The 23,451-nt window shown below is 69.5% G+C and carries 19 protein-coding genes; 12 read left to right on the top strand and 7 right to left on the bottom strand.

Features of this window, described 5'->3' with window-relative positions; all coding sequences use genetic code 11:
• Nucleotides 1-55: 55 nt before the first annotated feature.
• Both ACWD5D_RS06175 and ACWD5D_RS06170 read right to left on the bottom strand, forming a co-directional pair.
• Nucleotides 56-1,018 carry a YIP1 family protein gene (locus ACWD5D_RS06175; RefSeq protein ID WP_451371622.1) on the bottom strand — a complete coding sequence of 321 codons (963 nt, stop codon included), beginning with the start codon at nucleotides 1,016-1,018 and terminating at the stop codon, nucleotides 56-58.
• 114 nt (nucleotides 1,019-1,132) lie between these two features.
• Nucleotides 1,133-2,611 carry a VCBS repeat-containing protein gene (locus ACWD5D_RS06170; protein ID WP_451371621.1) on the bottom strand — a complete coding sequence of 493 codons (1,479 nt, stop codon included), beginning with the start codon at nucleotides 2,609-2,611 and terminating at the stop codon, nucleotides 1,133-1,135.
• A 219-nt stretch (nucleotides 2,612-2,830) separates the two neighbouring features.
• Here ACWD5D_RS06170 and ACWD5D_RS06165 point away from each other — a divergent pair, with 219 nt between their 5' ends.
• Nucleotides 2,831-3,160, top strand: a complete 330-nt coding sequence (locus tag ACWD5D_RS06165) for an antibiotic biosynthesis monooxygenase family protein (protein WP_451371620.1) — start codon at nucleotides 2,831-2,833, stop codon at nucleotides 3,158-3,160.
• A 313-nt stretch (nucleotides 3,161-3,473) separates the two neighbouring features.
• Nucleotides 3,474-4,517 carry an AraC family transcriptional regulator gene (locus ACWD5D_RS06160; RefSeq protein ID WP_451371619.1) on the top strand — a complete coding sequence of 348 codons (1,044 nt, stop codon included), beginning with the start codon at nucleotides 3,474-3,476 and terminating at the stop codon, nucleotides 4,515-4,517.
• 13 nt (nucleotides 4,518-4,530) lie between these two features.
• Here the strand turns inward: ACWD5D_RS06160 and ACWD5D_RS06155 are convergent, their stop codons facing one another.
• Nucleotides 4,531-5,286, bottom strand: a complete 756-nt coding sequence (locus tag ACWD5D_RS06155; protein ID WP_451371618.1) for an SDR family NAD(P)-dependent oxidoreductase — start codon at nucleotides 5,284-5,286, stop codon at nucleotides 4,531-4,533.
• Nucleotides 5,287-5,726: 440 nt separating this feature from the next.
• Nucleotides 5,727-8,009, bottom strand: a complete 2,283-nt coding sequence (locus ACWD5D_RS06150) for a (Fe-S)-binding protein (protein WP_451371617.1) — start codon at nucleotides 8,007-8,009, stop codon at nucleotides 5,727-5,729.
• A gap of 203 nt (nucleotides 8,010-8,212) precedes the next feature.
• Here ACWD5D_RS06150 and ACWD5D_RS06145 point away from each other — a divergent pair, with 203 nt between their 5' ends.
• From ACWD5D_RS06145 to ACWD5D_RS06125, 5 genes are all read left to right on the top strand, one after another.
• Nucleotides 8,213-9,232 carry an undecaprenyl/decaprenyl-phosphate alpha-N-acetylglucosaminyl 1-phosphate transferase gene (locus ACWD5D_RS06145; protein ID WP_451371616.1) on the top strand — a complete coding sequence of 340 codons (1,020 nt, stop codon included), beginning with the start codon at nucleotides 8,213-8,215 and terminating at the stop codon, nucleotides 9,230-9,232.
• Nucleotides 9,233-9,326: 94 nt separating this feature from the next.
• A complete protein-coding gene (dnaK, locus tag ACWD5D_RS06140) occupies nucleotides 9,327-11,180 on the top strand; it encodes a molecular chaperone DnaK (RefSeq protein ID WP_451371615.1) in 1,854 nt (617 codons plus the stop codon).
• Nucleotides 11,177-11,830, top strand: a complete 654-nt coding sequence (gene grpE / locus ACWD5D_RS06135) for a nucleotide exchange factor GrpE (RefSeq protein ID WP_451371614.1) — start codon at nucleotides 11,177-11,179, stop codon at nucleotides 11,828-11,830. The genes dnaK and grpE overlap by 4 nt, the downstream gene beginning before the upstream one ends.
• Before the next feature lie 36 nt (nucleotides 11,831-11,866).
• Nucleotides 11,867-13,045: a molecular chaperone DnaJ gene (gene dnaJ / locus ACWD5D_RS06130; protein ID WP_451371613.1), complete on the top strand. Its 1,179-nt coding sequence runs from the start codon at nucleotides 11,867-11,869 to the stop codon at nucleotides 13,043-13,045.
• 7 nt (nucleotides 13,046-13,052) lie between these two features.
• A complete protein-coding gene (locus tag ACWD5D_RS06125) occupies nucleotides 13,053-13,508 on the top strand; it encodes a heat shock protein transcriptional repressor HspR (RefSeq protein WP_451371612.1) in 456 nt (151 codons plus the stop codon).
• A gap of 55 nt (nucleotides 13,509-13,563) precedes the next feature.
• Here ACWD5D_RS06125 and ACWD5D_RS06120 read toward each other — a convergent pair whose 3' ends face one another.
• Entirely contained in the window at nucleotides 13,564-15,270 is a 1,707-nt protein-coding gene (locus ACWD5D_RS06120) for a PA14 domain-containing protein (RefSeq protein ID WP_451371611.1), read from the bottom strand.
• A 304-nt stretch (nucleotides 15,271-15,574) separates the two neighbouring features.
• On the opposite strand from ACWD5D_RS06120, the gene ACWD5D_RS06115 reads away from it, so the two are divergent.
• Both ACWD5D_RS06115 and ACWD5D_RS06110 read left to right on the top strand, forming a co-directional pair.
• Nucleotides 15,575-16,681 carry a sugar ABC transporter substrate-binding protein gene (locus ACWD5D_RS06115; protein ID WP_451371610.1) on the top strand — a complete coding sequence of 369 codons (1,107 nt, stop codon included), beginning with the start codon at nucleotides 15,575-15,577 and terminating at the stop codon, nucleotides 16,679-16,681.
• A gap of 247 nt (nucleotides 16,682-16,928) precedes the next feature.
• The gene (locus ACWD5D_RS06110) at nucleotides 16,929-17,972 is read left to right on the top strand and encodes a LuxR C-terminal-related transcriptional regulator (protein ID WP_451371609.1); all 1,044 of its coding nucleotides are present in this window, start codon (nucleotides 16,929-16,931) and stop codon (nucleotides 17,970-17,972) included.
• A 57-nt stretch (nucleotides 17,973-18,029) separates the two neighbouring features.
• Here ACWD5D_RS06110 and ACWD5D_RS06105 read toward each other — a convergent pair whose 3' ends face one another.
• Entirely contained in the window at nucleotides 18,030-19,061 is a 1,032-nt protein-coding gene (locus tag ACWD5D_RS06105; RefSeq protein WP_451371608.1) for a helix-turn-helix transcriptional regulator, read from the bottom strand.
• Between the two features lie 116 nt (nucleotides 19,062-19,177).
• Between ACWD5D_RS06105 and ACWD5D_RS06100 the strand changes: the two genes are divergently transcribed.
• Both ACWD5D_RS06100 and ACWD5D_RS06095 read left to right on the top strand, forming a co-directional pair.
• Nucleotides 19,178-19,420 (top strand): hypothetical protein, encoded by a 243-nt coding sequence (locus ACWD5D_RS06100; RefSeq protein ID WP_451371607.1) that lies wholly within the window; start codon nucleotides 19,178-19,180, stop codon nucleotides 19,418-19,420.
• Nucleotides 19,421-19,425: 5 nt separating this feature from the next.
• Nucleotides 19,426-19,761 carry a hypothetical protein gene (locus ACWD5D_RS06095; RefSeq protein WP_451371606.1) on the top strand — a complete coding sequence of 112 codons (336 nt, stop codon included), beginning with the start codon at nucleotides 19,426-19,428 and terminating at the stop codon, nucleotides 19,759-19,761.
• Between the two features lie 231 nt (nucleotides 19,762-19,992).
• On the opposite strand, the gene ACWD5D_RS06090 is transcribed toward ACWD5D_RS06095, so the two are convergent.
• Nucleotides 19,993-20,448, bottom strand: coding sequence for a pyridoxamine 5'-phosphate oxidase family protein (locus tag ACWD5D_RS06090; protein WP_451371605.1), 456 nt, complete (start codon nucleotides 20,446-20,448; stop codon nucleotides 19,993-19,995).
• 131 nt (nucleotides 20,449-20,579) lie between these two features.
• Between ACWD5D_RS06090 and clpB the strand changes: the two genes are divergently transcribed.
• Complete coding sequence (gene clpB, locus ACWD5D_RS06085; RefSeq protein ID WP_451371604.1) at nucleotides 20,580-23,177, top strand: ATP-dependent chaperone ClpB; 2,598 nt, start codon at nucleotides 20,580-20,582, stop codon at nucleotides 23,175-23,177.
• Nucleotides 23,178-23,451: the final 274 nt, after the last annotated feature.

Here is a 23,451-nt window from a genome sequence, read left to right as displayed (position 1 = left end):
GCCCTCTTTGTTTGAACGTGCTCAGCCAGTCCGTGCCCGGCTGGACCGTGTCCGGTTAGAACGTGCCCAGCTTCACGATCGACAGCAGGGCGATCAGCTGGATCGCGGACGCGCCCAGCGCCTTCGGCCAGGGCAGGTCGTGGGAGCGGGACACCATCAGGGTGAGCAGCGCGCCCGCGCCGACCCAGGTGACCCAGCCGAGGATCTGGACGAAGCCGGCGTCGCCGCCGAAGAACATCGCGAAGACCAGGCGGGGGGCGTCCGTGAGCGAGGTGATCAGCATGGACAGGCCCACCGTGGGCTGCCAGGCGCCGTCGCCGCCGAGCTGGCGGGCCAGGGTGTGGGTGACCACGCCCAGGACGAACGCGCTCAGGACCATGGCGACGGCGGTGATCAGGACGATCGGGACCGCGTTGGAGAGCGTCGCGTTGATCGCGTCCTGGCGGGCGCCGTCGAAGCCGAAGACGGCGAGCAGGCCGTAGAGGAACGTGACGATCAGGGCGGGCGCCCACATCGTGTAGTCACGCATGCGCAGAAAGGTCTGGTCGGGGGAGAAGATGATCCCCCTCAGCAGTTCCTTCCAGTGCAGGGGCGGGCCGATCGGACCGGGCGGGGCGGCCGAGCCTGCGTGGTAGGTCGCGCCGTGCGTGTAGCCGGCGGCCTCGTCGACCGAGAACGCCTGGGTGTGACCCGGCTGGTTCGCCGCGTACGGGTCGTGGCCGCCGGGGCCCTGGTGCGGGTAGCCGTCGTCACCGAAGTACTCGGGCCCGCCGTCGGCCGGATGGCCGTACGGCTGTCCCTGCCCCGGGTACGACGGTTGCCGCGCCGAGGGATAGCCGTACGACGGTCCCTGCGGAGCGCGTTGTCCCTGTGGAGCGCGTTGTCCCTGGGGCGTGCGGTTGTTCCGGCCCCCGCCACCGTTCCTGAATCCAGCCACGTCTTCGAACGTACCTGGTCCCGGAGAGCCGTGTGCCGGGCCCGGCCATCCGGGCCCGGCATTGCGGCCGAGCTGTGACATCCCCTAGGGGACTGAACAGTGCGCCCTAGGGGTTGTCACAGCTCGATCGGCCTGATCGGTCAACTCGGACTGATCGGTCAACTCGGACTGATCGGCCGACTCGGCCTGACCGGCTCAGTCCGCGAAGTTGGCGCCGAAGTACGGGGAACCCGTGGTGGAGACGCCCGAGGTGCTCGGGGAGACCGTGCGGGAGCCGGTCGTGACGATCTTCGTCCCGTTGGAGGGAAGGTAGGTCACCGCGCCGTTGTCGGCGTTCTCCCGGGAGCCGACGATCAGGTCGGCCTTGCCGTCACCGGTGACGTCGTCCAGCTTGACGTCCTGGCCGAAGTAGTCGTCCTTCTCGTCGCTGCCGGGCACGCCCGCCGTGGACTGGGCGAAGAACTGGGCGCCGGAGGCGGTGTTCAGGCCGTCCGCGGTGCCGTAGAGGACCGTGACCGCACCGGTGTTCGCGGCACTGCCGATGTTCTCGCCGGCGACACCGATCGCGAGGTCGAGGAAGCCGTCGCCGTTGACGTCGCCCAGGTCGAGCTCGTAGCCGAAGTAGTCGTTGCCCTCGGCGGTGCCCGGGACGTTGCCGGTGTCCTGGGTGATGCCGGTGGCGCTCCGGGTGAGCGGGCCGCCGTCGGAGCCGTACGTCACCCAGACCTTTCCGCCCTTGCCCGAGTCGGGGAGGGTGGTGCCGTCGGAGGTGACGGGGTTCCAGTAGGCCCCGCTGACGATGTCGCCGTAGTGGTCGTTGTCGATGTCGCCGATCGCGGTGATCACACCGGGCTTGAGCGTCATGGCCTCGGACATGTGCAGGCCGTTCGCTCCGCCGGGGATGTAGTAGTTGCGGTTCCAGCCGTACTGGGTGTCCGTCTCGTAGCCGTCGACGACCAGGTCGGTCTGGCCGCTGTTGTCGATGTCGCCGGCCGTCAGGTTGAGCGGGCCGTTGGCGTCGGTGCTCATGATCGGGGGCTTGACCGTGTACTTGCCGCCGGGGACGCCGGAGGTGTTGATGCCGCCCTTGAGGACGTAGATGGTGGCGGCGGAGCTGCCCACGGCCAGGTCGGCCTTGCCGTCGCCGTCGAAGTCTCCGGCGGCGAGGTTCTTGCCCCAGTAGTCGTGCGCGGTGGGGGCCGGGTCGGCGACCGTGACGCCCTTGCCGGTGATGCCGGAGGCCGAGCCCCACAGGATCGCGAGGCTGCCGCCGTCCTTGTCGGTGCCGACGTCCTCGCCGGGGGAGCCGACGGCGATGTCGTCGTAGCCGTCGCCGTTGAAGTCGGCGTACGCGGTCTCCGCGCCGAAGTGATCGCCGGTCTCGGCGGTGCCGGGGGTGCCGGCCGTGTTCTGGCTGATCGTGGCGCGCTTGGCCGACGAGACGCCGGTCGGGGTGCCGTAGAGGACGACGAGCTGTCCGGCGCCCTGCTTGCCGTTCACGTAGGCGCCGTCGGCGGAGAAGGCCACGTCACCGACACCGTCGTGGTTGAAGTCGGCTTGCGGGACCTTGGTGGAGTCCGCGGCGGTGGCGGTCACGGCCGAGAAAGTGAGCAGCCCGCCCGTCAGCGCCGCGGCGGTGGCGGTCGCGAGGGCGAGTCGCAGAGGCTTGTGCATGCGGGTTTCTCCTGGTGCATGCGGGGGATGCCTGGCGGGCATCCGCAGTCGACGGGGTGCGGATCGCCCGTGTAGGTCGGGAGTTGTCCCGCAGTTCACGGAGCGTTCGGCGATCTAGAGACACGCGTTGGGGTGTAAGGGTTGTGCGTGATTTCGGCAAATCCTCGTGACCGCCGGGGCGCCCGAGCGGGAGGCGGCGGGGCGGGGCAGGATGAGTGCATGAGCGTAGTCAAGATCAACGTACTGACCGTCCCAGCTGAGCAGCGGGAGGTCCTGGAGAAGCGGTTCGCCTCCCGCGCGCACGCGGTGGAGAGCTCCGACGGTTTCGAGTGGTTCGAGCTTCTCCGCCCCGTCGAAGGCACCGACAGCTATCTCGTCTACACCCGGTGGCGCGACGAGGAGTCCTTCCAGGCGTGGCTCGCGGGCCCCATGAAGGCAGCGCACCAGGGCGGTGGCGGGGAGGGCGGCGAGAAGCCGAAGCCAGCTGCCACGGGTTCGACCCTCTGGTCGTTCGAGGTCGTCCAGCAGGCCGAGCCCAAGACCGCGTAGAGCCGGATCTCGCGAACCGTCCGGGCCACCTCGGCCGCCCCGCACCGGCGCGGCATCACGGCAAGGTGATCAGACGACCACCGACAGGCCGGGCGCGAGGACGAACCCGGACGGTACGTGGGTCTCGAACCGCTACAACTCCTACAACTCCTACAACTCCTCCGTCGACTGCAACTCCTCCGTCGGCTGCAACTCCTCCGTCGGCTGCAAGTCCTCCGTCGACGCGGGCGCCCGTGCTCATGCGGGTCCCGCGCGACGGCAGGCGCCGCCGACCCGGGCTTCCTCGCCCTCGGTCCGTCACGGATGACGCACAATGGGCATCGCCCGTACGGCCTCGCCCAGCCTGCCGACCCGGCGATGGGCCGTGACCGGACCTGCGCCAGAGGGACAACGAGGTGATAGCTGGATGTATCACTGGAATTCGGCCGAGTCGGTGTCCTCGATGAGCGCTTGGCGCGACGCTTTCGTCGGTCTCCACGGTGCGAGCCGCATGGCGGTGGCGGATGCCGCGCCGTGGACGGGACGCCTGGAGTGGCAGCGGTCGAAGACGTACGGCATCGCGCTGTGCGGCGGCATCCACGAAGATCTGAGCCGGGAGACCCGGCACATTCGCTCCGACCCCCGGGGTGCCTACGAGCTGCTGGTGCCGGTCGCCGGAGCGGCCCTGGTGGAACAGGGGCCGTCTTCGGGAGAAATCACGCCCGGTTTCCTGGCGCTGTGCGACACGGACCGTCCGATGGCGTTCGCGCACAAGGACGACTTCGTGTCCATCGCGTTGATCGTTCCCGGGCAGGAAGTCGACCGCCGCAGCCCGGCCACAGCCCGCAAGCCGCAGGTTTTCAGCGGTGTCAGCGGTCTGGGCCGGGTGATACGACAGATGGTGACCACGCTTCAGGAAGAGCGCGAGCAGCTCTCGGAGACGACCTTCGACATCGCCTGTGAGCATCTGCTCGACCTCGTCTGCCTGGCCGCGGAAGGGGCCACGGACTCGGCGCCGGCTGAGCAGCGGGCAACGGTCGAGGCGGAGATCCGACGCCACATCCGCCGCCACGCGTGCGACCCCGACCTCAACGTCGCGGGCATCGCGCGGGCTCTCGGCTGGTCGACCCGCTACATCCAGGAGGTGTTGAAGGCCGCCGGCACGACATCGCGGGATCTCATCCGCCGGGAACGACTGCATCTCGCCCGGACCAGGCTGACCAGTGGGAACTGGGCCGGGCATTCCATCGCACAGATCACTTACTCCTGTGGCTTTGGCAGTCACGCGTCGTTCAGTACCGCATTCCGGCAGGAGTTCGGCATGACGCCTCGCGACGCCAGGAAAAGCGTTCTGCCGTTTTCGGTGGACCGGGACTGAGAGGGCGTGGCCGTCAGACCTGCACGGTGCCGCCGTCCACGAAGAGTTCGGTACCGGTGACGAAGCGGCTCTGGTCGGAAGCGAGGAAGAGGGCCGCGTCCGCGATGTCCTCCGGGGTGCCGATCCGGCCGAGCGGGATCCGGGAGACCAGGAACTCCTTCACCTGTCCGCCCTGCTCGGTGTGGGCGCCGCCGATGGCTCCGTCGAGTCCGGGCGTGTCGATCGTCCCGGGGCTGATGGCGTTGACCCTGATGCCCCGGTCCTTGAGCTCATTGGCCCAGGTGCGGGCGAAGGACCGTGCCGCTGCCTTCGTGGCCGTGTACACGCCGAAGCCCTCGGGTCCCTCGACGGTCCAGATCGAGGCCGAGAGGATGACCGAGGCGTGGTCGTTCAACAGCGGCAGCGCCTTCTGCACGGTGAAAACGGTGCCTTTCACGTTCACGCCGAGGACAAGGTCGAGGTGTTCCTCCGTGATCTGCGCGAGTGGGGCCACCTCCCCCACTCCGGCGTTCGCGTACAGCACGTCCACTCGGCGGCCGTCCGCGGCGATCCGCTCGTACAGGCGGTCCAGGTCGGCCGGGCTGGCCACGTCACCGCGGACACCGGTCGCGCCCCGCCCGATGGAGGCGACCGCGGCGTCGAGCACCTCCTGCCGTCGGCCGGTGAGGTAGACGTGCGCCCCCTCCTCGGCGAAACGACGGGCGGCGGCGAGACCGATCCCCGTCGAGCCACCGGTCACCACGGCCGTCTTGCCGTCGAGTTGTCCCATCACGTCCTCCTCGGATTCCGATTACCGCATGCGACCGCCCACAGCCACGGGAACGGCACGGCCTCGCCCGGGTGAACGACATGCCGCATGTCCCTTGTACGGGCCAGGCGTCGGTGGCACCCATCCTCACGTTCCGTGCGCGGGCGATCTTTCGCTCCGGCGCACAGCCCTTGTGTGCGGACGCAGGCTTTGGGGATCCGGTCTTGATCGCGCAACGGCCGCGGTGCACCGCTCACCGGGGCGAAAGCGGTGAGGTTGCGGTGGCCGGAATTCATGCGTAAGCGGCGGCGCCGGAGAGAGCGGCGCGAAGCCGAAGCCCGCCGACGCGAGCCGCCCGTCCGGGCGGACTTCGCGGACGGCCGTCATCTACGTCCGGACACGACGGCGCCCCCTGCCTGTGCGGGTCAGGGGGCGCCGTACGTTCGTTGGGCCGTCGTCGGCTACTTCGCGGGCTCCGGCTCGGGCTCGGCGGCGCTCTCCGGGGCGCCCGCCGGGTCGACCGGCGTCCTGACGGAGTCGAGCAGCAGCTGGGCCACGTCCACGACCTGGATGGACTCCTTGGCCTTGCCCTCGTTCTTCTTGCCGTTCACGGAGTCCGTGAGCATCACGAGGCAGAACGGGCAGGCGGTGGAGACGATGTCCGGGTTGAGGGAGAGTGCCTCGTCGACGCGCTCGTTGTTGATGCGCTTGCCGATGCGCTCCTCCATCCACATCCGGGCACCGCCGGCGCCGCAGCAGAAGCCGCGCTCCTTGTGGCGGTGCATCTCCTCGTTCCTGAGGCCCGGGACCTTGCCGATGATCTCGCGCGGGGGCGTGTAGATCTTGTTGTGGCGGCCCAGGTAGCAGGGGTCGTGGTAGGTGATGATGCCCTCGACCGGGGTGACGGGGACGAGCTTGCCCTCGTCGACCAGGTGCTGGAGCAGCTGGGTGTGGTGGATGACCTCGTAGTCGCCGCCGAGCTGCGGGTACTCGTTGCCGATGGTGTTGAGGCAGTGCGGGCAGGTCGCGACGATCTTCTTCGCGGACTTCGGCTTCTTCGACTCGGGGGTGACGTTGCCCTCGTCGTCCATCTCCTCGCCGAAGGCCATGTTCAGCGCGGCGACGTTCTCCATGCCGAGCTCCTGGAAGAGGGGCTCGTTGCCCAGGCGGCGGGCGGAGTCACCGGTGCACTTCTCGTCGCCACCCATGATCGCGAACTTGACGCCCGCGATGTGCAGCAGCTCGGCGAAGGCCTTGGTGGTCTTCTTGGCGCGGTCCTCGAGGGCGCCGGCGCAGCCGACCCAGTACAGGTACTCGACCTCGGTGAGGTCCTCGATGTCCTTGCCGACGACCGGGATGTCGAAGTCGACCTCCTTGGTCCACTCCAGGCGCTGCTTCTTGGCCAGGCCCCAGGGGTTGCCCTTCTTCTCCAGGTTCTTGAGCATCGTGCCCGCCTCGGACGGGAACGCGGACTCGATCATGACCTGGTAGCGGCGCATGTCCACGATGTGGTCGACGTGCTCGATGTCGACCGGGCACTGCTCGACGCAGGCGCCGCAGGTGGTGCAGGACCACAGCACGTCCGGGTCGATGACGCCGTTCTCCTCGGCGGTGCCGATCAGCGGGCGCTCGGCCTCGGCCAGGGCGGCAGCCGGGACGTCCTTCAGCTGCTCCTCGGAGGCCTTCTCCTCGCCCTCCATGGTCTTGCCGCCGCCGGCCAGCAGGTAGGGGGCCTTGGCGTGCGCGTGGTCGCGCAGCGACATGATCAGCAGCTTCGGGGAGAGCGGCTTGCCGGTGTTCCAGGCCGGGCACTGCGACTGGCAGCGGCCGCACTCGGTGCAGGTGGAGAAGTCCAGCAGGCCCTTCCAGGAGAACTGCTCGACCTGGGAGACGCCGAAGACGTCGTCCTCGCCGGGGTCGGTGAAGTCGATCGGCTTGCCGCCGGACGTCATCGGGAGCAGGGCGCCCAGGGCGGTCCCACCCCTGGCGTCGCGCTTGAACCAGATGTTCGGGAAGCCCAGGAAGCGGTGCCAGGCCACACCCATGTCGGTCTTCAGCGAGACGACGATCATCCAGATGAAGGAGGCCGCGATCTTCAGGCCGGCGAAGAAGTAGGTGAGGTTCTGGAGGGTGGAGACGTCCATGCCCTTCAGCCACGCCACGACCGGGTACGAGATGAAGAACGAGGCCTCGTAGCCGTCGACGTGGTTCTGGGCGCCCTCGAGCGCGTGCAGCATGAAGATGCAGACGCCGACGACGAGGATGATCGTCTCGACGAAGTACGCCTGGCCGGTGTTGGAGCCCGCGAACCGGGACTTGCGGCCCGGCCGGTCCGGCCGGGAGAGCTGCCGGATGACGATCAGCGCCAGGATCCCGATCACCGTCATGGTGCCGATGAACTCGACGTAGACGTTGTACGGCGCCCAGTGGCCGATGACCGGCAGGATCCAGTCGGCCTTGAACAGCTGGCCGAAGGCGTTCACGATCGTCAGGAGCAGCGTGTAGAAGCCGATCGCCACGAACCAGTGCGCGACACCGACGATGCCCCAGCGGTTCATCCGGGTGTGCCCGAGGAACTCCCGTACCAGGGTGACGGTGCGCTGATAGGGCTCGTCGGTCCGGGTGCCCGCGGGCACGCTCTGGCCAAGCCGCATGAAGTTGAAGATCTGCAGGAGGGCGCGGAGGAACAGGGCCACGCCGACCACGATCAGAACCAGCGACACGATGATCGCGGCGAGTTGCATTTCGGGGCTCCTCGGGCCTGCGAGGGAAATTACTAAGCGGTAACTTATGCAGTCCGTCTGAGACTACCCTCATCTTTACTCGCACTGTAGCCAGGTGCGGGGTGATCTGGGTCGCTGAGGGTCGCCTGAACCGGGTGGGCGAACCATGCGATCAGATCGTGTTATTCATACCGAATTGCTACATTCGCGCCTAACTTGGTCGGGTGCTCTACGGGATCATCGCGGCCTCCGCCGCCCTTCTGCTCGCCGCCGTCCTCACGGCGCTGTTGCGGGTGCCCGCGCTCAAGGCGGGCATCGTCGACCGGCGCAGGCAGCGGCCCCTGCCGGTGCCCGGCGGAATCGCCGTCGTATCCGTCACGTGCCTGGTCGCCTGGACGGGTGAGTGGACGCGGGTCGCCCCGCTCGGGGACGGGGTCGGCCGGCTGCTCCTCGCCGCCGCCGCGGTCGCCCTGCTCGGGCTGGTCGCCGACGTGTGGCGGCTGCGGGCGCGGGTCCTCGTCGCCGGTACGGCGCTGGCGGCGGCCTGCGTGGTGCCGTACGACGAGACGGGTGTCGGGGGCGGGGTGCTGGCGGTGGGGTGGATCGTGTTCTCCGCCCTCGCCTTCAAGGGGCTGGACCACGCCGACGGGCTTGTCGGGACCGTGGGGGTGGTGACCGCCTTCGGTGCGGGGGCCTGCGCCGCCGCCGAGGTGATGGACGGGCTGGCCGTGCTGCTCAGCGTGTTCGCGGCCGCCCTCACCGGCTTCCTGATGCACAACTGGAGTCCGGCGCGGGTCGGACTCGGCGCCGGCGGCGCGCTGTTCACCGGGTTCCTGCTGTCCTCGGCCGCCGTCTTCACGCGCGCGGGGTACGCGCTCGCGCCCAGTGCGGGCGTGCTGTTCTGCCTCGGAGCGGTCGCGGGCGCCGACTTCCTGCTCGTGGTCCTGGCCCGGCGGGCGGCCCGCCGGCCGTTGCTGCGGCGCGGGCCCGACCATCTCGCGCACCGGCTGCGGCGGCTCGGTCTCACCGCGCAGGGCGCCGTCGTGGTGCTGGGGGCCGGATCGTTCGCCGCGGTGCTCGTGGGCGTGCTCGTGCATACGGGCTGGATGACGGAAAGTGCCGTGCTCTGGGTGGCGGGTGTGGCTGCTGTCGCCGTCGTCGTACTCCTTCGCATCCGTGTCCAGCAGCCCCGTCGGACAGTATCTGCGCAGGTCAGCGGGCAGTTGCGTGTAAGGAACGGATAAGAGTTGAGCCTCTCTGACTCATGTCTATTGACCCGGCGGCCCGAGTGGTGCACACTTGAGCCTGTTCCACTCAAGTCAGCTGGAGGAATCAACCATGGCACGTGCGGTCGGCATCGACCTGGGCACGACTAACTCCGTCGTCAGCGTTCTGGAAGGCGGCGAGCCCACCGTCATCACCAACGCCGAGGGCGCCAGGACCACGCCGTCCGTCGTCGCCTTCGCCAAGAACGGCGAAGTGCTCGTCGGCGAGGTCGCGAAGCGCCAGGCGGTCACGAACGTGGACCGGACCATCCGCTCGGTGAAGCGCCACATGGGCACCGACTGGAAGATCGAGCTCGACGGCAAGGTCTTCAACCCGCAGCAGATGTCCGCGTTCATCCTGCAGAAGCTGAAGCGCGACGCCGAGGCCTACCTGGGCGAGAAGGTGACCGACGCGGTCATCACCGTACCGGCGTACTTCAACGACTCCGAGCGTCAGGCCACCAAGGAGGCCGGCGAGATCGCGGGCCTGAACGTCCTGCGCATCGTCAACGAGCCGACGGCCGCCGCGCTGGCCTACGGCCTCGACAAGGACGACCAGACGATCCTCGTCTTCGACCTCGGTGGCGGCACCTTCGACGTGTCCCTCCTGGAGATCGGCGACGGCGTCGTCGAGGTGAAGGCCACCAACGGTGACAACCACCTCGGTGGTGACGACTGGGACCAGCGCGTCGTCGACTACCTGGTCAAGCAGTTCCAGTCCGGCCACGGCGTGGACCTGTCCAAGGACAAGATGGCCCTCCAGCGCCTCCGCGAGGCCGCCGAGAAGGCCAAGATCGAGCTGTCCTCCTCCACCGAGACCTCGATCAACCTGCCCTACATCACCGCCTCCGCCGAGGGCCCCCTGCACCTCGACGAGAAGCTCACCCGCGCCCAGTTCCAGCAGCTGACCGCGGACCTGCTGGAGCGCTGCAAGACGCCGTTCCACAACGTCATCAAGGACGCCGGCATCCAGCTCGGCGAGATCGACCACGTCGTTCTCGTCGGTGGCTCCACCCGTATGCCCGCCGTCGCCGAGCTCGTCAAGGAGCTGACCGGTGGCAACGAGGCCAACAAGGGTGTGAACCCGGACGAGGTCGTCGCCATCGGCGCCGCCCTCCAGGCCGGTGTCCTCAAGGGTGAGGTCAAGGACGTCCTGCTCCTCGACGTGACCCCGCTGTCCCTCGGCATCGAGACCAAGGGCGGCATCATGACCAAGCTGATCGAGCGCAACACCACGATCCCGACGAAGCGCTCCGAGATCTTCACGACGGCCGAGGACAACCAGCCGTCCGTGCAGATCCAGGTCTACCAGGGCGAGCGCGAGATCGCGGCGTACAACAAGAAGCTCGGGATGTTCGAGCTGACCGGTCTGCCGCCGGCCCCGCGTGGCGTGCCGCAGATCGAGGTCGCCTTCGACATCGACGCCAACGGCATCATGCACGTGACCGCCAAGGACCTGGGCACGGGCAAGGAGCAGAAGATGACCGTCACCGGCGGCTCCTCGCTGCCGAAGGACGAGGTCGACCGGATGCGCCAGGAGGCCGAGAAGTACGCGGAGGAGGACCACGCCCGCCGCGAGGCCGCCGAGACCCGCAACCAGGGCGAGCAGCTCGTCTACCAGACCGAGAAGTTCCTCAAGGACAACGAGGACAAGGTCCCGGGCGAGATCAAGACCGAGGTCGAGGCGTCGATCGCCGAGCTGAAGGAGAAGCTCAAGGGCGAGTCCGCCGAGGGCGACAACACCGCCGAGATCCGCACCGCCACGGAGAAGGTCGCGGCCGTCTCCCAGAAGCTGGGCCAGGCCATGTACGCCGACGCCCAGGGCGCGCAGGCCGCCGGCGCCACCGCCGGTGCCGGTGACGCGAAGGACGACGATGTCGTCGACGCCGAGATCGTCGACGACGAGCGCAAGGACGGTGCCGCGTGACGGAGGAGACCCCGGGCTTCGAGGAGAAGCCCGACGTCCCCTCCGGCGCGACCCCCGACGACGCCGAGCCGAAGGCCGCCCCCGAGGAGGGGGCGGCCCCGGCCGGGGACGCAAGCACAGACGCCGGTCTGGTGGCCCAGCTGGACCAGGTCCGCACGGCGCTGAACGAGCGCACGACGGACCTCCAGCGCCTCCAGGCCGAGTACCAGAACTACCGCCGCCGTGTCGAGCGTGACCGGATCGCGGTCAAGGAGATCGCCGTCGCGAACCTCCTGACCGAGCTCCTGCCCGTGCTCGACGACATCGGCCGCGCGCGGGAGCACGGCGAACTGGTCGGCGGCTTCAAGTCCGTCGCCGAGTCGACGGAGACCGTCGCGGCGAAGATGGGCCTTCAGCAGTTCGGCAAGGAGGGCGAGCCCTTCGACCCGACGATCCACGAGGCCCTGATGCACTCCTACGCGCCGGACGTCACCGAGACGACCTGCGTGGCGATCCTGCAGCCCGGGTATCGCATCGGCGAGCGCACCATCCGCCCCGCGCGGGTGGCCGTCGCCGAGCCGCAGCCGGGCGCGCAGACCGTCAAGGCCGAGGACGCCGAGGACAACACGGCGGCCGACGACAAGGAGAACGGTGGCCCGGACGAGGGCTGACGTGAACACTACTGAGGGGAAGGAGGGACGTCGGGGATGAGTACCAAGGACTTCATCGAGAAGGACTACTACAAGGTTCTCGGCGTCCCCAAGGACGCCACCGAGGCCGAGATCAAGAAGGCGTACCGGAAGCTCGCCCGCGAGTTCCATCCGGACGCCAACAAGGGCAACGCCAAGGCCGAGGAGCGCTTCAAGGAGATCTCCGAGGCGAACGACATCCTCGGCGACCCGAAGAAGCGCAAGGAGTACGACGAGGCCCGCGCCCTGTTCGGCAACGGCGGCTTCCGGCCCGGTCCGGGCGCAGGCGGCTCCTTCAACTTCGACCTGGGCGACCTCTTCGGAGGCGCCGGCGGAGGCGGTGCCCAGACGGGCGGCGGCTTCGGCGGCGGGATCGGTGACGTCTTCGGGGGACTGTTCAACCGGGGCGGCACGGGCCCGACCCGTACCCAGCCGCGCCGCGGCCAGGACGTCGACACGGAGGTCACCCTCAGCTTCACCGAGGCGATCGAGGGTGCGACCGTCCCGCTGCGGATGACCTCGCAAGCGCCCTGCAAGGCCTGCTCCGGCACCGGCGACAAGAACGGCACGCCGCGCGTGTGCCCGACCTGCGTCGGCACCGGGCAGGTCGCCCGGGGCTCGGGCGGTGGCTTCTCGCTGACCGACCCGTGCCCCGACTGCAAGGGCCGCGGCCTGATCGCCGAGCACCCCTGCCTGGAGTGCAACGGCAGCGGCCGCGCCAAGTCCTCGCGCACCATGCAGGTCCGCATCCCGGCGGGCGTCACCGACGGGCAGCGGATCCGGCTGCGCGGCAAGGGCGCGCCCGGCGAGCGGGGCGGACCGGCGGGTGACCTGTACGTCACCGTGCACGTCGGCGAGCACCCGCTGTTCGGACGCAAGGGCGACAACCTCACCGTCACCGTCCCGGTGACGTTCGCCGAGGCCGCCCTCGGCGGCGAGGTGAGGGTCCCGACTCTCGGCGGCCCCGCCGTCACCCTGAAGCTCCCGCCCGGCACCCCCAACGGCCGCACGATGCGCGCCCGGGGCAAGGGCGCGGTCCGCAAGGACGGAACCCGCGGCGATCTGCTGATCACCGTCGAGGTGACCGTCCCCAAGGACCTGCCGGAGAAGGCTCGCGACGCCCTGGAGGCGTACCGCGAGACGACCGCGGGTGAGGACCCGCGGGCGGAGCTGTTCGAGGCCGCGAAGGGAGATTGAGAGCCCCATGGACACACCAGGCCGTCGGCGCAACCCGTACGAACTGAACGAGGAGACCCCGGTCTACGTCATCTCGGTGGCGGCCCAGCTCTCCGGCCTCCACCCGCAGACCCTCCGCCAGTACGACCGCCTCGGCCTGGTCTCCCCGGACCGCACCGCGGGCCGGGGCCGCCGCTACTCGGCCCGTGACATCGAACTGCTCCGCCAGGTGCAGCAGTTGTCGCAGGACGAGGGCATCAACCTGGCCGGCATCAAGCGGATCATCGAACTGGAGAACCAGGTCGCCGCCCTGCAGTCCCGCGTCGCGGAACTGCAGTCGGCCCTGGACGGCGCGGCGGCGGCGATGCAGCAACGCGAGGCCGCGGTGCACGCGTCCTACCGCCGTGACCTGGTCCCGTACCAGGAGGTCCAGCAGACCAGCGCGCTGGTGGTGTGGCGGCCGAAGCGGCAGCAGAACGACTGACGTACCAGCGACATGTGAAAGGGGCCCGGAGAATCTCCGGGCCCCTTTCACATGCTCAGGGTGCGATGACCGCCGAGGCGGCGCCGGGGGCGGATTCGGTGCCGTCGGCGAGCAGCGCGGTCACCCGGTAGAAGTGGGTGGTGCCCTTGGCTGCGCCGGTGTCCTCGTAGGAGGTCCCGGAGACGGACGCCAGCTTCTCGTACGCCTCGGTGGCCGGGTTCCAGCGGTAGACCTGGTAGCCGGTGGCGTCGGCCACGGTGTTCCAGGCCAGCGAGACGCCCGTCCCGTCGGGGTCCGCTGTCGGCTGCACCGGTGAGCCCTCGGGCGTCGCGACGCTCGGCGTCATGTCCAGCTCGGTCGTGACCACGGCCTCGGCCGGGCCGTGCCATTGGGCGGCGGAGTTGTTCTCGTCGTCCACGGCGTCGACGAAGAAGCAGACCTCTTCGCCGTCCGGAAGGGTGGTGCGCGTGTAGGAGGTCCTGTCCGGCGAGAGGTACTCGGACCCGGTGCCGTAGCAGACCTGATCGCCCGGATCGCCCGGATCGCCCGCCACGTCGCCCCAGACGACCCTGTAGTACTTCAGATCCGTGGCCGGGTTCTTGTCCCAGGTCAGCTCGAAGCCGTACTCGGTCGGGGTGACGTCCAGCCCGGTGACGAGCGGCGGCGGGTCGTTGTCCCAGATCCTGCCGTCGTGGGGCGCGGACCGGGCGGACTCGTTGCCCGCCGCGTCCACGGCCGAGACGCGGTAGTAGTACACGGTGCTCTCGGCTGCCGTGGTGTCCAGGTATGTGAGTTGGTCCGTGCGGCCGAGCTCCGTGTACGTGCCGTTCTCGCTCGCCGACCGGTAGACGCGGTACGACACCGCGTCCGCGACCTTTTCCCAGCCGACCTCCATCCCGCCCGTACCGCCGGTCGGGGTCACCTCGCCGTACGCGGTCACGTTGGCCGGCACGCCGGGCGCGACCTGGTCGGCAGTGGTCACGGCCTGGTCGGCGGTGCCCGCCGACTCGTTGCCGGCCTTGTCGTAGGCGCGGACCTCGTAGTAGTACGTCTCGCCCGTCCTGGGGAGGGTGGAGTCGGTGTACGAGGTGGAGGTGGTCGTGGCGAGCGGCTTGCTGCCGAACGACGTGCCCTTGAGGCGCCGGTAGACGCGGTAGCCGGCGAGGTCCATCTCCTTGTTCTTCGCCCAGGCCGCCTTGGCCTTGCCGGTGGCGCCGTCGTACGAGACGGAAGTCCCCGTCGGGACGAGCGGCTTGACCTTGTCGACGTCGGCCGAGGTCCGGGGTTGGTACGCGAACGTCACGTTCGCCCTGCCCGTCCAGTTGACGTAGTCGACGCGCAGGGTGTGCTTGCCCGAGGGGATGGTGACGTTGGCGGTCTTCGTCACCGTCGTCGAGACGTTCTTCCACAGGTCGACCTTGCGCACGCCGTCGAGGTACACGCGGATGCCGTCCTGGACGGCGACCGGCAGGGCGAAGGGCCCGCCGGAGCCGAAGTCGCGTGTCACGGTCCAGCGGACGGCGAAGTTGTCCTTCGGCAGGCCCGTGGCCGGGGCGCCCGTGCCCCAGTTCTGGTCGATCGCGGAGTCGCAGTCCGTCTTCTTCGGCGTGCCGGAGAAGGCGGTGTTCGCGTAGAACGTCCGCGTGAACACGGGCGAGGCGCAACTCGTCGCGGCGGAGGCGGTGGTGGCGACCGCGCCGAGCAGGCCGCCGGCGGTGGCGAGCACCACGGCCGTGGCGGTCACGTGTCGTGCTGGGTTCATTCGGTCCTCTGGTCGAGTCGACGAGACGGCGGCGGTGCGCCGACGATCACGACCCGGGAGCGGCCGAGTCGGTTGTACTGATCTTTGCCATCTCCTGAACTCCCTTTGGATGGAGGGTCCGTAAAGAGCGTTTGAAGGAGGTTCCACCCGGGGTCGCAAAGCGTTCACAAGGAAGCGGAGCGTAACGTTGCCATCTCGTTAAGTGGCTTCTCTTGACGGTGCTGTGGCATACGCGTTGTCTCTTCAGGACACCTGTGCCGCACAGCGGCACCCACGTCTCGTACGCACCTGAAGTGAGCCCCGAATGCGTCGTATCGCTCTGTCCGTGGCCGCGTCCACGATGACCCTGTCACTCGCCGGCTGCGGCGTGCTGGACGCGGCGGGAGACGGGGCGAGCGCGAGCCCGACGAAGGGCGACGACGTGACCGTGGGGCTGCTGCTGCCGGAGAAGGCGAACACCCGTTACGACAAGTTCGACTTCCCCATCATCAAGAGCAAGGTGGCCGAACTGACCCACAAGAAGGGGAAGGTCGAGTACGCCAACGCCGACGCGGACGCCGCCCGGCAGGCCGGCCAGATGCAGCAGATGATCGACGACCGCGTCGACGTGATCCTGCTCGACGCGGTCGACTCGCATGCCATCACGGGCCAGGTGAAGAAGGCCAAGGAGGCCGGTATCCCGGTCATCGCCTACGACCGGCTGGCCGAGGGTCCGATCGACGCCTACATCTCCTTCGACAACGAACTCGTCGGCGAGGTGCAGGGCCGCTCCCTGCTGGAGGCGATGGGGCCCGACGAGCACTCCTCCGACAAGATCGTCATGATGAACGGCTCGCCCACCGACCCGAACGCCAAGCAGTTCAAGGAGGGTGCGCTCTCCGAGCTGACCGGCAAGGTGCGGATCGCGGCGACCTACGACACCGTCAAATGGAAGCCGGAGAACGCCCAGGCCAACATGGCCGAGGCGATCGGCCGGATCGGCGCGAGCAACATCGCCGGGGTCTACGCCGCCAACGACGGGATGGCGGGCGGCGTCCTCAAGGCCCTGCGCGCCGCCGGCGTCACCGTGCTGCCCCCGATCACCGGCCAGGACGCCGAACTGGACGCGGTGCGGCGGATCCTCGTCGGTGAGCAGTACATGAGCGTCTACAAGTCCTACCCGGACGAGGCCGAGGCCGCCGCCCAGATGGCCGTCGCCAAGGTCCAGGGCAAGGACATCCAGTTCGACGCCCTCACCCAGGACAAGGTGAACAGCCCCACTACCAAGGACATCCCGTCCAAGCTGGTCCAGGTGAGCTCGCTGACCAAGGGCAAGATCAAGGAAACCGTCATCGCGGACGGGATTTACACGGTGGGCGACATCTGCACACCCGAGTACAAGTCCGCCTGCGCGGCGGCCGGGCTGAAGTAGCGCCACGGCCGCGGCGGCGCCAGGACCGAAGATGTCCCACAGCTGAGGCCGTCCCACTGCTGAGGCCGTCCCGCGGCCCAAGCGCCACCCCCCATGTTGCTGCAATGTGATGTCCGGAGGCCGGACGATACCCGGGCATACCGTCCCGTTGCGGCGCCCGCGGCGCGGAGAGCCGTGTTGCGGACCCGGTCGGCGCCGCGCATAGTTGCGCTGCGGAAGTGGCAGCAAGCCGGGGGTGGAATGGGCGATGGCCGGGCACGGGACGGAGGAGCATCCTCACGGTGCCGACCGACTGTGCGGGCAGGGGGACCGTGTGTACTCCCGGGCCGTACGCCGGGGGCGGGTGCCGCGCACGGACGTCGAACCGGTGCCCTGCCTGCTGGAGCTGGCCCTCCTGCACCCCGACCCCGATGACATGGACTGGCTGGTGCCCACCTCCCCGCAGGAGGTCATGACCCGGCTGCTGCGCGGGGTCTGCGACGAGGTCACCGCGAGCCAGCGCAGGGTGGGATCGGCGGTCGCCGCCTTCGAGTGGTACGCCGGACTCGGCCGGCAGCTGCAGGCGCTGTCGGCGTCGGGGGAGGGCACCGCGATCCGGGTGCTGGACGGGCTGTCCCGCATCCAGGCCGCGATGGACGAGGCGACCGAGGCCTGCACCACCGAGGTCCTCACCGTGCAGCCCGGCGGCATCCGGCGCGAGGACGAGCTGACCGAGGGACTGCACCGGGCGCTGGCGCTGCGCGGCCGGGGCGTGCGCATGCGCGACCTGTACACGCACGTGGCCCGGCACGGGCAGGGACTGCTCAACTACTTCGAGCTGATGGGCGAGGCCGTGGAGGCCCGCACGCTCGACGAGGTCATCGACCGGCTCATCCTCTTCGACCGCACGGTCGCCTTCATCCCCGCCAACGCCGATCGCACGATGGCCCTGGAGCTGCGCCACCCGGCCCTGGTCGGGTACCTGGTGACCGTCTTCGAAAGGCTCTGGCGTCTCGCGATCCCGCTGACGGCCCCGCTCCCCGACACCGGCATCGAGGGCATCTCGCACCGCGAGCGGTCCATCGCCGCGCTGCTCGCGGAGGGCCACCAGGACGCCGTGATCGCCGAGCGCCTCGGCATCAGCGTGCGCACCTGCCGTGCCCACATCGCCCGCCTGTCGGACACGCTCGGGGCGGCCAGCCGCACCCAACTGGGCGTGCGCATCGCCCAGGTCGGCCTCGACGGCCCCCCGCGCACCGGCGGCCCCGCCGTCGTCGGCCTGCCCGACGAGGAGTCACCGAGCGTGCTCTGAGGTTCCTCGGCGCTCCGGACCCCTCGGTGCTCCGGACCCCTCGGTGCTCCAGACCCCTCAGTGCTCCTGGACCCCTCGGTGCTCCTGTTCCAGCATCCCGGACTGTGCGATGAGGAAACCGAGTTGGGCCCGGCTGCCGCTGCCGAGAGCCGTGGCCAGCTTGGCGATGTGGGCCCGGCAGGTGCGCACGTTCATGCCCAGACGCCGGGCGATCGCCTCGTCCACATGACCCTCCACCAGGAGCTTGGCGATGGAGTGCTGGACGTCGGTGATGCCGTCGGGCGCGGTCTCGTACGGCGTCCCGGCGCTCAGCGGCACCGCGCGGTTCCACATGAACTCGAACACTTTGATGAGGTAGCGGACGAGTCCGGGGTGGCGCAGTTCCAGGGCGACCTGGCGGTCCTCGCGCACGGGGATGAAGGCGACGGTCTCGTCGCAGATGATGAGGCGCTCGACCAGCTCGTCGATGGTGCGGTACTCCACCTTGCCGTCCGTGAACTGGTCCACGTAGGCCAGCCGGTCGGCGCTGTAGCGGGCGGTGTGCTGGTACAGCGTCCGGATGCGCACCCCTCGTTCGCTCAGCGGCTTGTCCCGTTCGAGGGCCTCCAGGAGCCGGTTCTCGGGGCTGCGCCAGCCGCCGGGCTGGACGGTGAGCACCTCGGTGCGGCACTGGGTGGTGGCCAGGTCGAGCGCGGTGTTGATGCGGTCGAGGCCTTCGAGGACCGTGATGGCGTGGGTGGGGGCGTGCTCCTGGGCGCTGAGCGCCATGAAGGGCTCGAAGACCTCGGACAGGGAGAGGGTCTGCCTGCGCTGCTCGGCGATCTCGCGCTCGATGGGGTTGAGCCGCTGGGCCAGCGCGACCGCCGGCGGGACGGGGAGCAGCCAGGTGGGGTCGTCCGGATCGGCGTGGAGGAGGGCGAACTCCATGAGGCAGGGGGCCACCTCGGTGTCCTCGCGCGGGATGCGGCCTATGCGCAGGGCGTCCGCATAAAGACGGCTCCCTTCTGCACACAGCTCGGTCACCGCGTGGGGATGTGTCGCCCTTGTCTCGTTTGTTGCCAAATCTCCACCCCCCAGGGTCCTGAACATGCAGGAACATGATGCACCGATCGTGTGGCGATGATGTGCCTGAATGAGCCATCGTCTTATCCGACGGGGGAAGAGGGGACTTTCAAGTGAGGACGAAGCCGACTATGCGTAAGAGAATGCTTCGCTCGGTGCTTGTTGCCGCCTTCTCCGCCGTTGTGGCCGTCGGAACGCTGGCTGGCCTCTCCGGTGTGAAGGGCGACACGCACAAGGCGAGTGCCGATCAGTCCGTGACCGCCGCCGGCCAGGCGAACGTCCCTCTTGACACCAGGTGGGACGCCACGCCGCTGGACACCCGGTGGGACGCCGCTCCCCTGGACACCCGGTGGGACGTCGCCCCGCTGGACACCAGGTGGGACTGATCGACATGACCACCCCACCCGACGACCGGTCCTTCCGGCGCGAAATGGCCACGGCGTACCGCTCCGGCTGGCACTTCATCGATCTGGTCACCGCCATCCCCCACAGCGGTGACTCACTGATGGTGACGGTGTTCGGCGAGCCGGTCGTGGTGACGCGCGACGAGGACGAGGACGTACGGGCCTACCGGTGCCTGCGCAAGCCCCGCGGGGCGCCGCAGCCGGTGCGGTGCGCCGTCCGGTACGGAATGATCTTCGTCAACCTCGACGGGCGCGACCACCGGCTCGCCGAGCCGGACGTAGCGGACCTGAGGACCGTTTCTGCCACCCCCCGCAGCGCCTGACGCGATTCCCCCGTCGTAAAAAGATCGCTCAGGTGCTTCCCCCCGCAGCGGCGTCACCGTGACCTGAACACGGTGACGCCGCTGCAGTTTGTGGTGGCATCTGCGGGTATGGGTGCGAGGCCGTGTGGCCGAAACTCGTCCATGCCGGATCGGGGCACACCGGCGCAGAAACCTTTCGCCTGCCGGTCCGGCCCTCCTTCGGGGCGGCGCTCCCTCCGGCGCGGAAACCGTTCACCCGTGCCCGAGCGTCCGCTCCACCTCGATCTCGATGACCACCCGGGCGGGGTTCTCCCGGGGCGTCCGCCGGTACCGCTCGGCGTACCGCCGCACCGCCTCCGCCACCCTCCCCCACTCTCGGCTTCGCTCGAGCGGGGGGACCCCCAACGGCTCGGTGTGCACCCGCGCACGCCCCTCCAGCGTGGCCCAGCGTCGCCCGTCCACCTGGCACACCGCCACCCGGGCGCCCTCGGGGCCGGCCGCGCGCACATGGGACACCTTCGCGCTCGTCCTGTTCGTGATCACCCTCGCCAGCCCCGCCCCGGGGTCGTAGGTCACCCCGACCGGCACCACGTGCGGGCTGCCGTCGGGGCGCAGGGTCGTCAGTGTGCACAGATGCCGCTCCCGCCAGAACGCGAGGTACGGCTCGTCCGGGGCGGCGGGGATCACGGAGTGCGAGTGCGAGGCCATGACCCGAAACCTAGCGGCAGCGTGGTGGTCGAGCTGGTTGAGCGGAATAGACTCAACTTTGTGTATGTTGGCTAGGTCAGCAGTGGGAGACTGGCCGACGTACGGGCCGATGCGGAGGAGGGACAGCGAACGTGGACGCCGAGCTGACCAACAAGAGCCGGGAAGCGATCAACGCGGCCAGCCAGCGAGCCGTGACCGGGGGGCACGCGGATCTGACGCCCGCACACCTGCTCCTCGCTCTGCTCGAGGGACAGGACAACGAGAACATCACCGACCTGCTCGCCGCCGTCGAAGCCGACCAGGCCGCCGTACGCGCCGGCGCCGAGCGCGTACTCGCCGGGCTGCCCAGCGTGACCGGCTCCACCGTCGCGCCCCCGCAGCCCAGCCGCGAGCTGCTCGCGGTCCTCGCGGACGCCGACCAGCGCGCCAAGGAGCTCGGTGACGAGTACCTGTCCACCGAGCACCTGCTCATCGGCATCGCGGCCAAGGGGGGCGCGGCCGCCGAGGTGCTCCAGAATGAGGGTGCCGACGCCAAGAAGCTGCAGGAGGCCTTCCAGAAGGCCAGGGGAGGACGCCGCGTGACCACCGCCGACCCCGAGGGCCAGTACAAGGCCCTGGAGAAGTTCGGCACCGACTTCACCGCCGCCGCGCGCGAGGGCCGGCTCGACCCGGTCATCGGCCGTGACCAGGAGATCCGGCGGGTCGTGCAGGTGCTGAGCCGGCGTACGAAGAACAACCCCGTCCTCATCGGCGAGCCCGGTGTCGGCAAGACCGCCGTGGTCGAGGGGCTCGCACAGCGGATCGTGAAGGGCGACGTGCCCGAGTCGCTGAAGAACAAGCGGCTGGTCTCGCTCGACCTCGGCGCGATGGTCGCCGGGGCCAAGTACCGCGGTGAGTTCGAGGAGCGGCTCAAGGCCGTGCTCTCCGAGATCAAGGACTCCGACGGGCAGATCATCACCTTCATCGACGAGCTGCACACCGTCGTGGGCGCCGGTGCAGGCGGCGACTCCGCCATGGACGCGGGCAACATGCTCAAGCCGATGCTGGCCCGCGGCGAGCTGCGCATGGTCGGCGCCACCACCCTGGACGAGTACCGGGAGCGCATCGAGAAGGACCCCGCCCTCGAGCGCCGCTTCCAGCAGGTGCTGGTCGCCGAGCCGACCGTCGAGGACACCGTCGCGATCCTGCGCGGACTCAAGGGCCGCTACGAGGCCCACCACAAGGTGCAGATCGCGGACAGCGCGCTGGTGGCCGCCGCGACCCTGTCCGACCGGTACATCACCTCCCGCTTCCTGCCCGACAAGGCCATCGACCTCGTCGACGAGGCCGCCTCGCGCCTGCGCATGGAGATCGACTCGTCCCCCGTCGAGATCGACGAACTCCAGCGCTCCGTCGACCGGCTGAAGATGGAGGAGCTGGCGATCGCCAAGGAGACCGACCCGGCCTCCGTCGCCCGCCTGGAGAAGCTGCGCCGCGACCTCGCCGACAAGGAGGAGGAGCTGCGGGGCCTGACCGCCCGCTGGGAGAAGGAGAAGCAGTCCCTCAACCGGGTCGGTGAGCTGAAGGAGCAGCTGGACGACCTGCGCGGACAGGCCGAACGCGCCCAGCGCGACGGCGACTTCGACCGTGCGGCCAAGCTGCTGTACGGCGAGATCCCCACGCTGGAGAAGGAACTGGAGGCCGCCTCCGCCGCCGAGGAGGTGGCCGCCAAGGACACCATGGTCAAGGAGGAGGTCGGCTCCGACGACATCGCGGACGTCGTCGCCGCCTGGACCGGCATCCCGGCCGGCCGTCTCCTGGAGGGCGAGACGCAGAAACTGCTGCGCATGGAGGACGAACTCGGCAAGCGCCTCATCGGCCAGACCGAGGCCGTGCGTGCGGTCTCCGACGCCGTACGACGCTCCCGCGCGGGCGTCGCCGACCCCGACCGCCCCACCGGCTCCTTCCTCTTCCTCGGTCCGACCGGTGTCGGCAAGACCGAACTCGCCAAGGCGCTCGCCGACTTCCTGTTCGACGACGAGCGGGCCATGGTCCGCATCGACATGTCGGAGTACAGCGAGAAGCACAGCGTCGCCCGCCTGGTCGGCGCGCCTCCCGGGTACGTCGGCTACGAGGAGGGCGGCCAGCTCACCGAGGCCGTCCGCCGCCGCCCGTACACCGTCGTCCTGCTGGACGAGGTCGAGAAGGCCCACCCCGAGGTCTTCGACATCCTCCTCCAGGTCCTGGACGACGGGCGCCTGACGGACGGTCAGGGCCGCACGGTCGACTTCCGCAACACCATCCTGGTGCTCACCTCCAACCTGGGCAGCCAGTACCTGGTCGACCCGGTGCTCGGTGAGGCGGAGAAGAAGGAGCAGGTCCTGGAGGTCGTCCGTGCCTCCTTCAAGCCGGAGTTCCTCAACCGGCTCGACGACCTGGTCGTCTTCTCGGCCCTGGACAAGGACGAGCTGGCCCGGATCGCCCGGCTCCAGATCGACCGGCTCGCGAAGCGCCTGGCCGAGCGCCGCCTGACCCTCGACGTCACGCCCGAGGCCCTGACCTGGCTGGCGGACGAGGGCAACGACCCGGCCTACGGTGCCCGCCCGCTGCGCCGCCTCGTCCAGACCGCCATCGGCGACCGGCTCGCCAAGGAGATCCTCTCCGGTGAGATCAAGGACGGCGACACGGTCCGCGTGGACCGCTTCGGCGAGGACCTGATCGTGGGCCCGGCGACGGGCAAGACGCTGTAGGACGACGGGCAGGACGCCTGTAGGGCGCATCGACATGCGGCCCCTCCTCCGCTCACCCTTCGGTGGCCGGAGGAGGGGCCGTCGCGTCTCGCGGGTCGGCTCAGACGCTGCTCATGGCGTCGTACAGCGCGCCGGCCCTGCGGCGAGGGGCGGGAGAACTCGGCGAACGGGGCCGGACCGAGATCGTCGACGGGGTCGGCGGCGCGGAGGAAGGAGCGCGCCGGTACTTCTCGGGGTTGCGACGGGCCAAGGGGCCGGACCAGGGATTCTGGTA

The organism is Streptomyces sp. NPDC002520 (assembly GCF_053595235.1).
Note: the sequence above shows the minus strand (reverse complement) of the source record. Positions and strands in the feature narration are given on the sequence as shown.

Bases quoted from the DNA above. Each gene is read 5' to 3' on its own strand.
- ACWD5D_RS06160 (WP_451371619.1), top strand. From the start codon at position 3,474: ATGGGCATCGCCCGTACGGCCTCGCCCAGCCTGCCGACCCGGCGATGG.
- ACWD5D_RS06120 (WP_451371611.1), bottom strand. From the start codon at position 15,270: ATGAACCCAGCACGACACGTGACCGCCACGGCCGTGGTGCTCGCCACC.
- ACWD5D_RS06165 (WP_451371620.1), top strand. From the start codon at position 2,831: ATGAGCGTAGTCAAGATCAACGTACTGACCGTCCCAGCTGAGCAGCGG.
- ACWD5D_RS06155 (WP_451371618.1), bottom strand. From the start codon at position 5,286: ATGGGACAACTCGACGGCAAGACGGCCGTGGTGACCGGTGGCTCGACG.
- ACWD5D_RS06115 (WP_451371610.1), top strand. From the start codon at position 15,575: ATGCGTCGTATCGCTCTGTCCGTGGCCGCGTCCACGATGACCCTGTCA.
- ACWD5D_RS06110 (WP_451371609.1), top strand. From the start codon at position 16,929: ATGGCCGGGCACGGGACGGAGGAGCATCCTCACGGTGCCGACCGACTG.
- ACWD5D_RS06095 (WP_451371606.1), top strand. From the start codon at position 19,426: ATGACCACCCCACCCGACGACCGGTCCTTCCGGCGCGAAATGGCCACG.
- ACWD5D_RS06170 (WP_451371621.1), bottom strand. From the start codon at position 2,611: ATGCACAAGCCTCTGCGACTCGCCCTCGCGACCGCCACCGCCGCGGCG.
- dnaK (WP_451371615.1), top strand. From the start codon at position 9,327: ATGGCACGTGCGGTCGGCATCGACCTGGGCACGACTAACTCCGTCGTC.
- ACWD5D_RS06125 (WP_451371612.1), top strand. From the start codon at position 13,053: ATGGACACACCAGGCCGTCGGCGCAACCCGTACGAACTGAACGAGGAG.
- ACWD5D_RS06105 (WP_451371608.1), bottom strand. From the start codon at position 19,061: ATGTTCAGGACCCTGGGGGGTGGAGATTTGGCAACAAACGAGACAAGG.
- ACWD5D_RS06090 (WP_451371605.1), bottom strand. From the start codon at position 20,448: ATGGCCTCGCACTCGCACTCCGTGATCCCCGCCGCCCCGGACGAGCCG.
- ACWD5D_RS06175 (WP_451371622.1), bottom strand. From the start codon at position 1,018: ATGTCACAGCTCGGCCGCAATGCCGGGCCCGGATGGCCGGGCCCGGCA.
- ACWD5D_RS06100 (WP_451371607.1), top strand. From the start codon at position 19,178: ATGCTTCGCTCGGTGCTTGTTGCCGCCTTCTCCGCCGTTGTGGCCGTC.
- dnaJ (WP_451371613.1), top strand. From the start codon at position 11,867: ATGAGTACCAAGGACTTCATCGAGAAGGACTACTACAAGGTTCTCGGC.
- ACWD5D_RS06150 (WP_451371617.1), bottom strand. From the start codon at position 8,009: ATGCAACTCGCCGCGATCATCGTGTCGCTGGTTCTGATCGTGGTCGGC.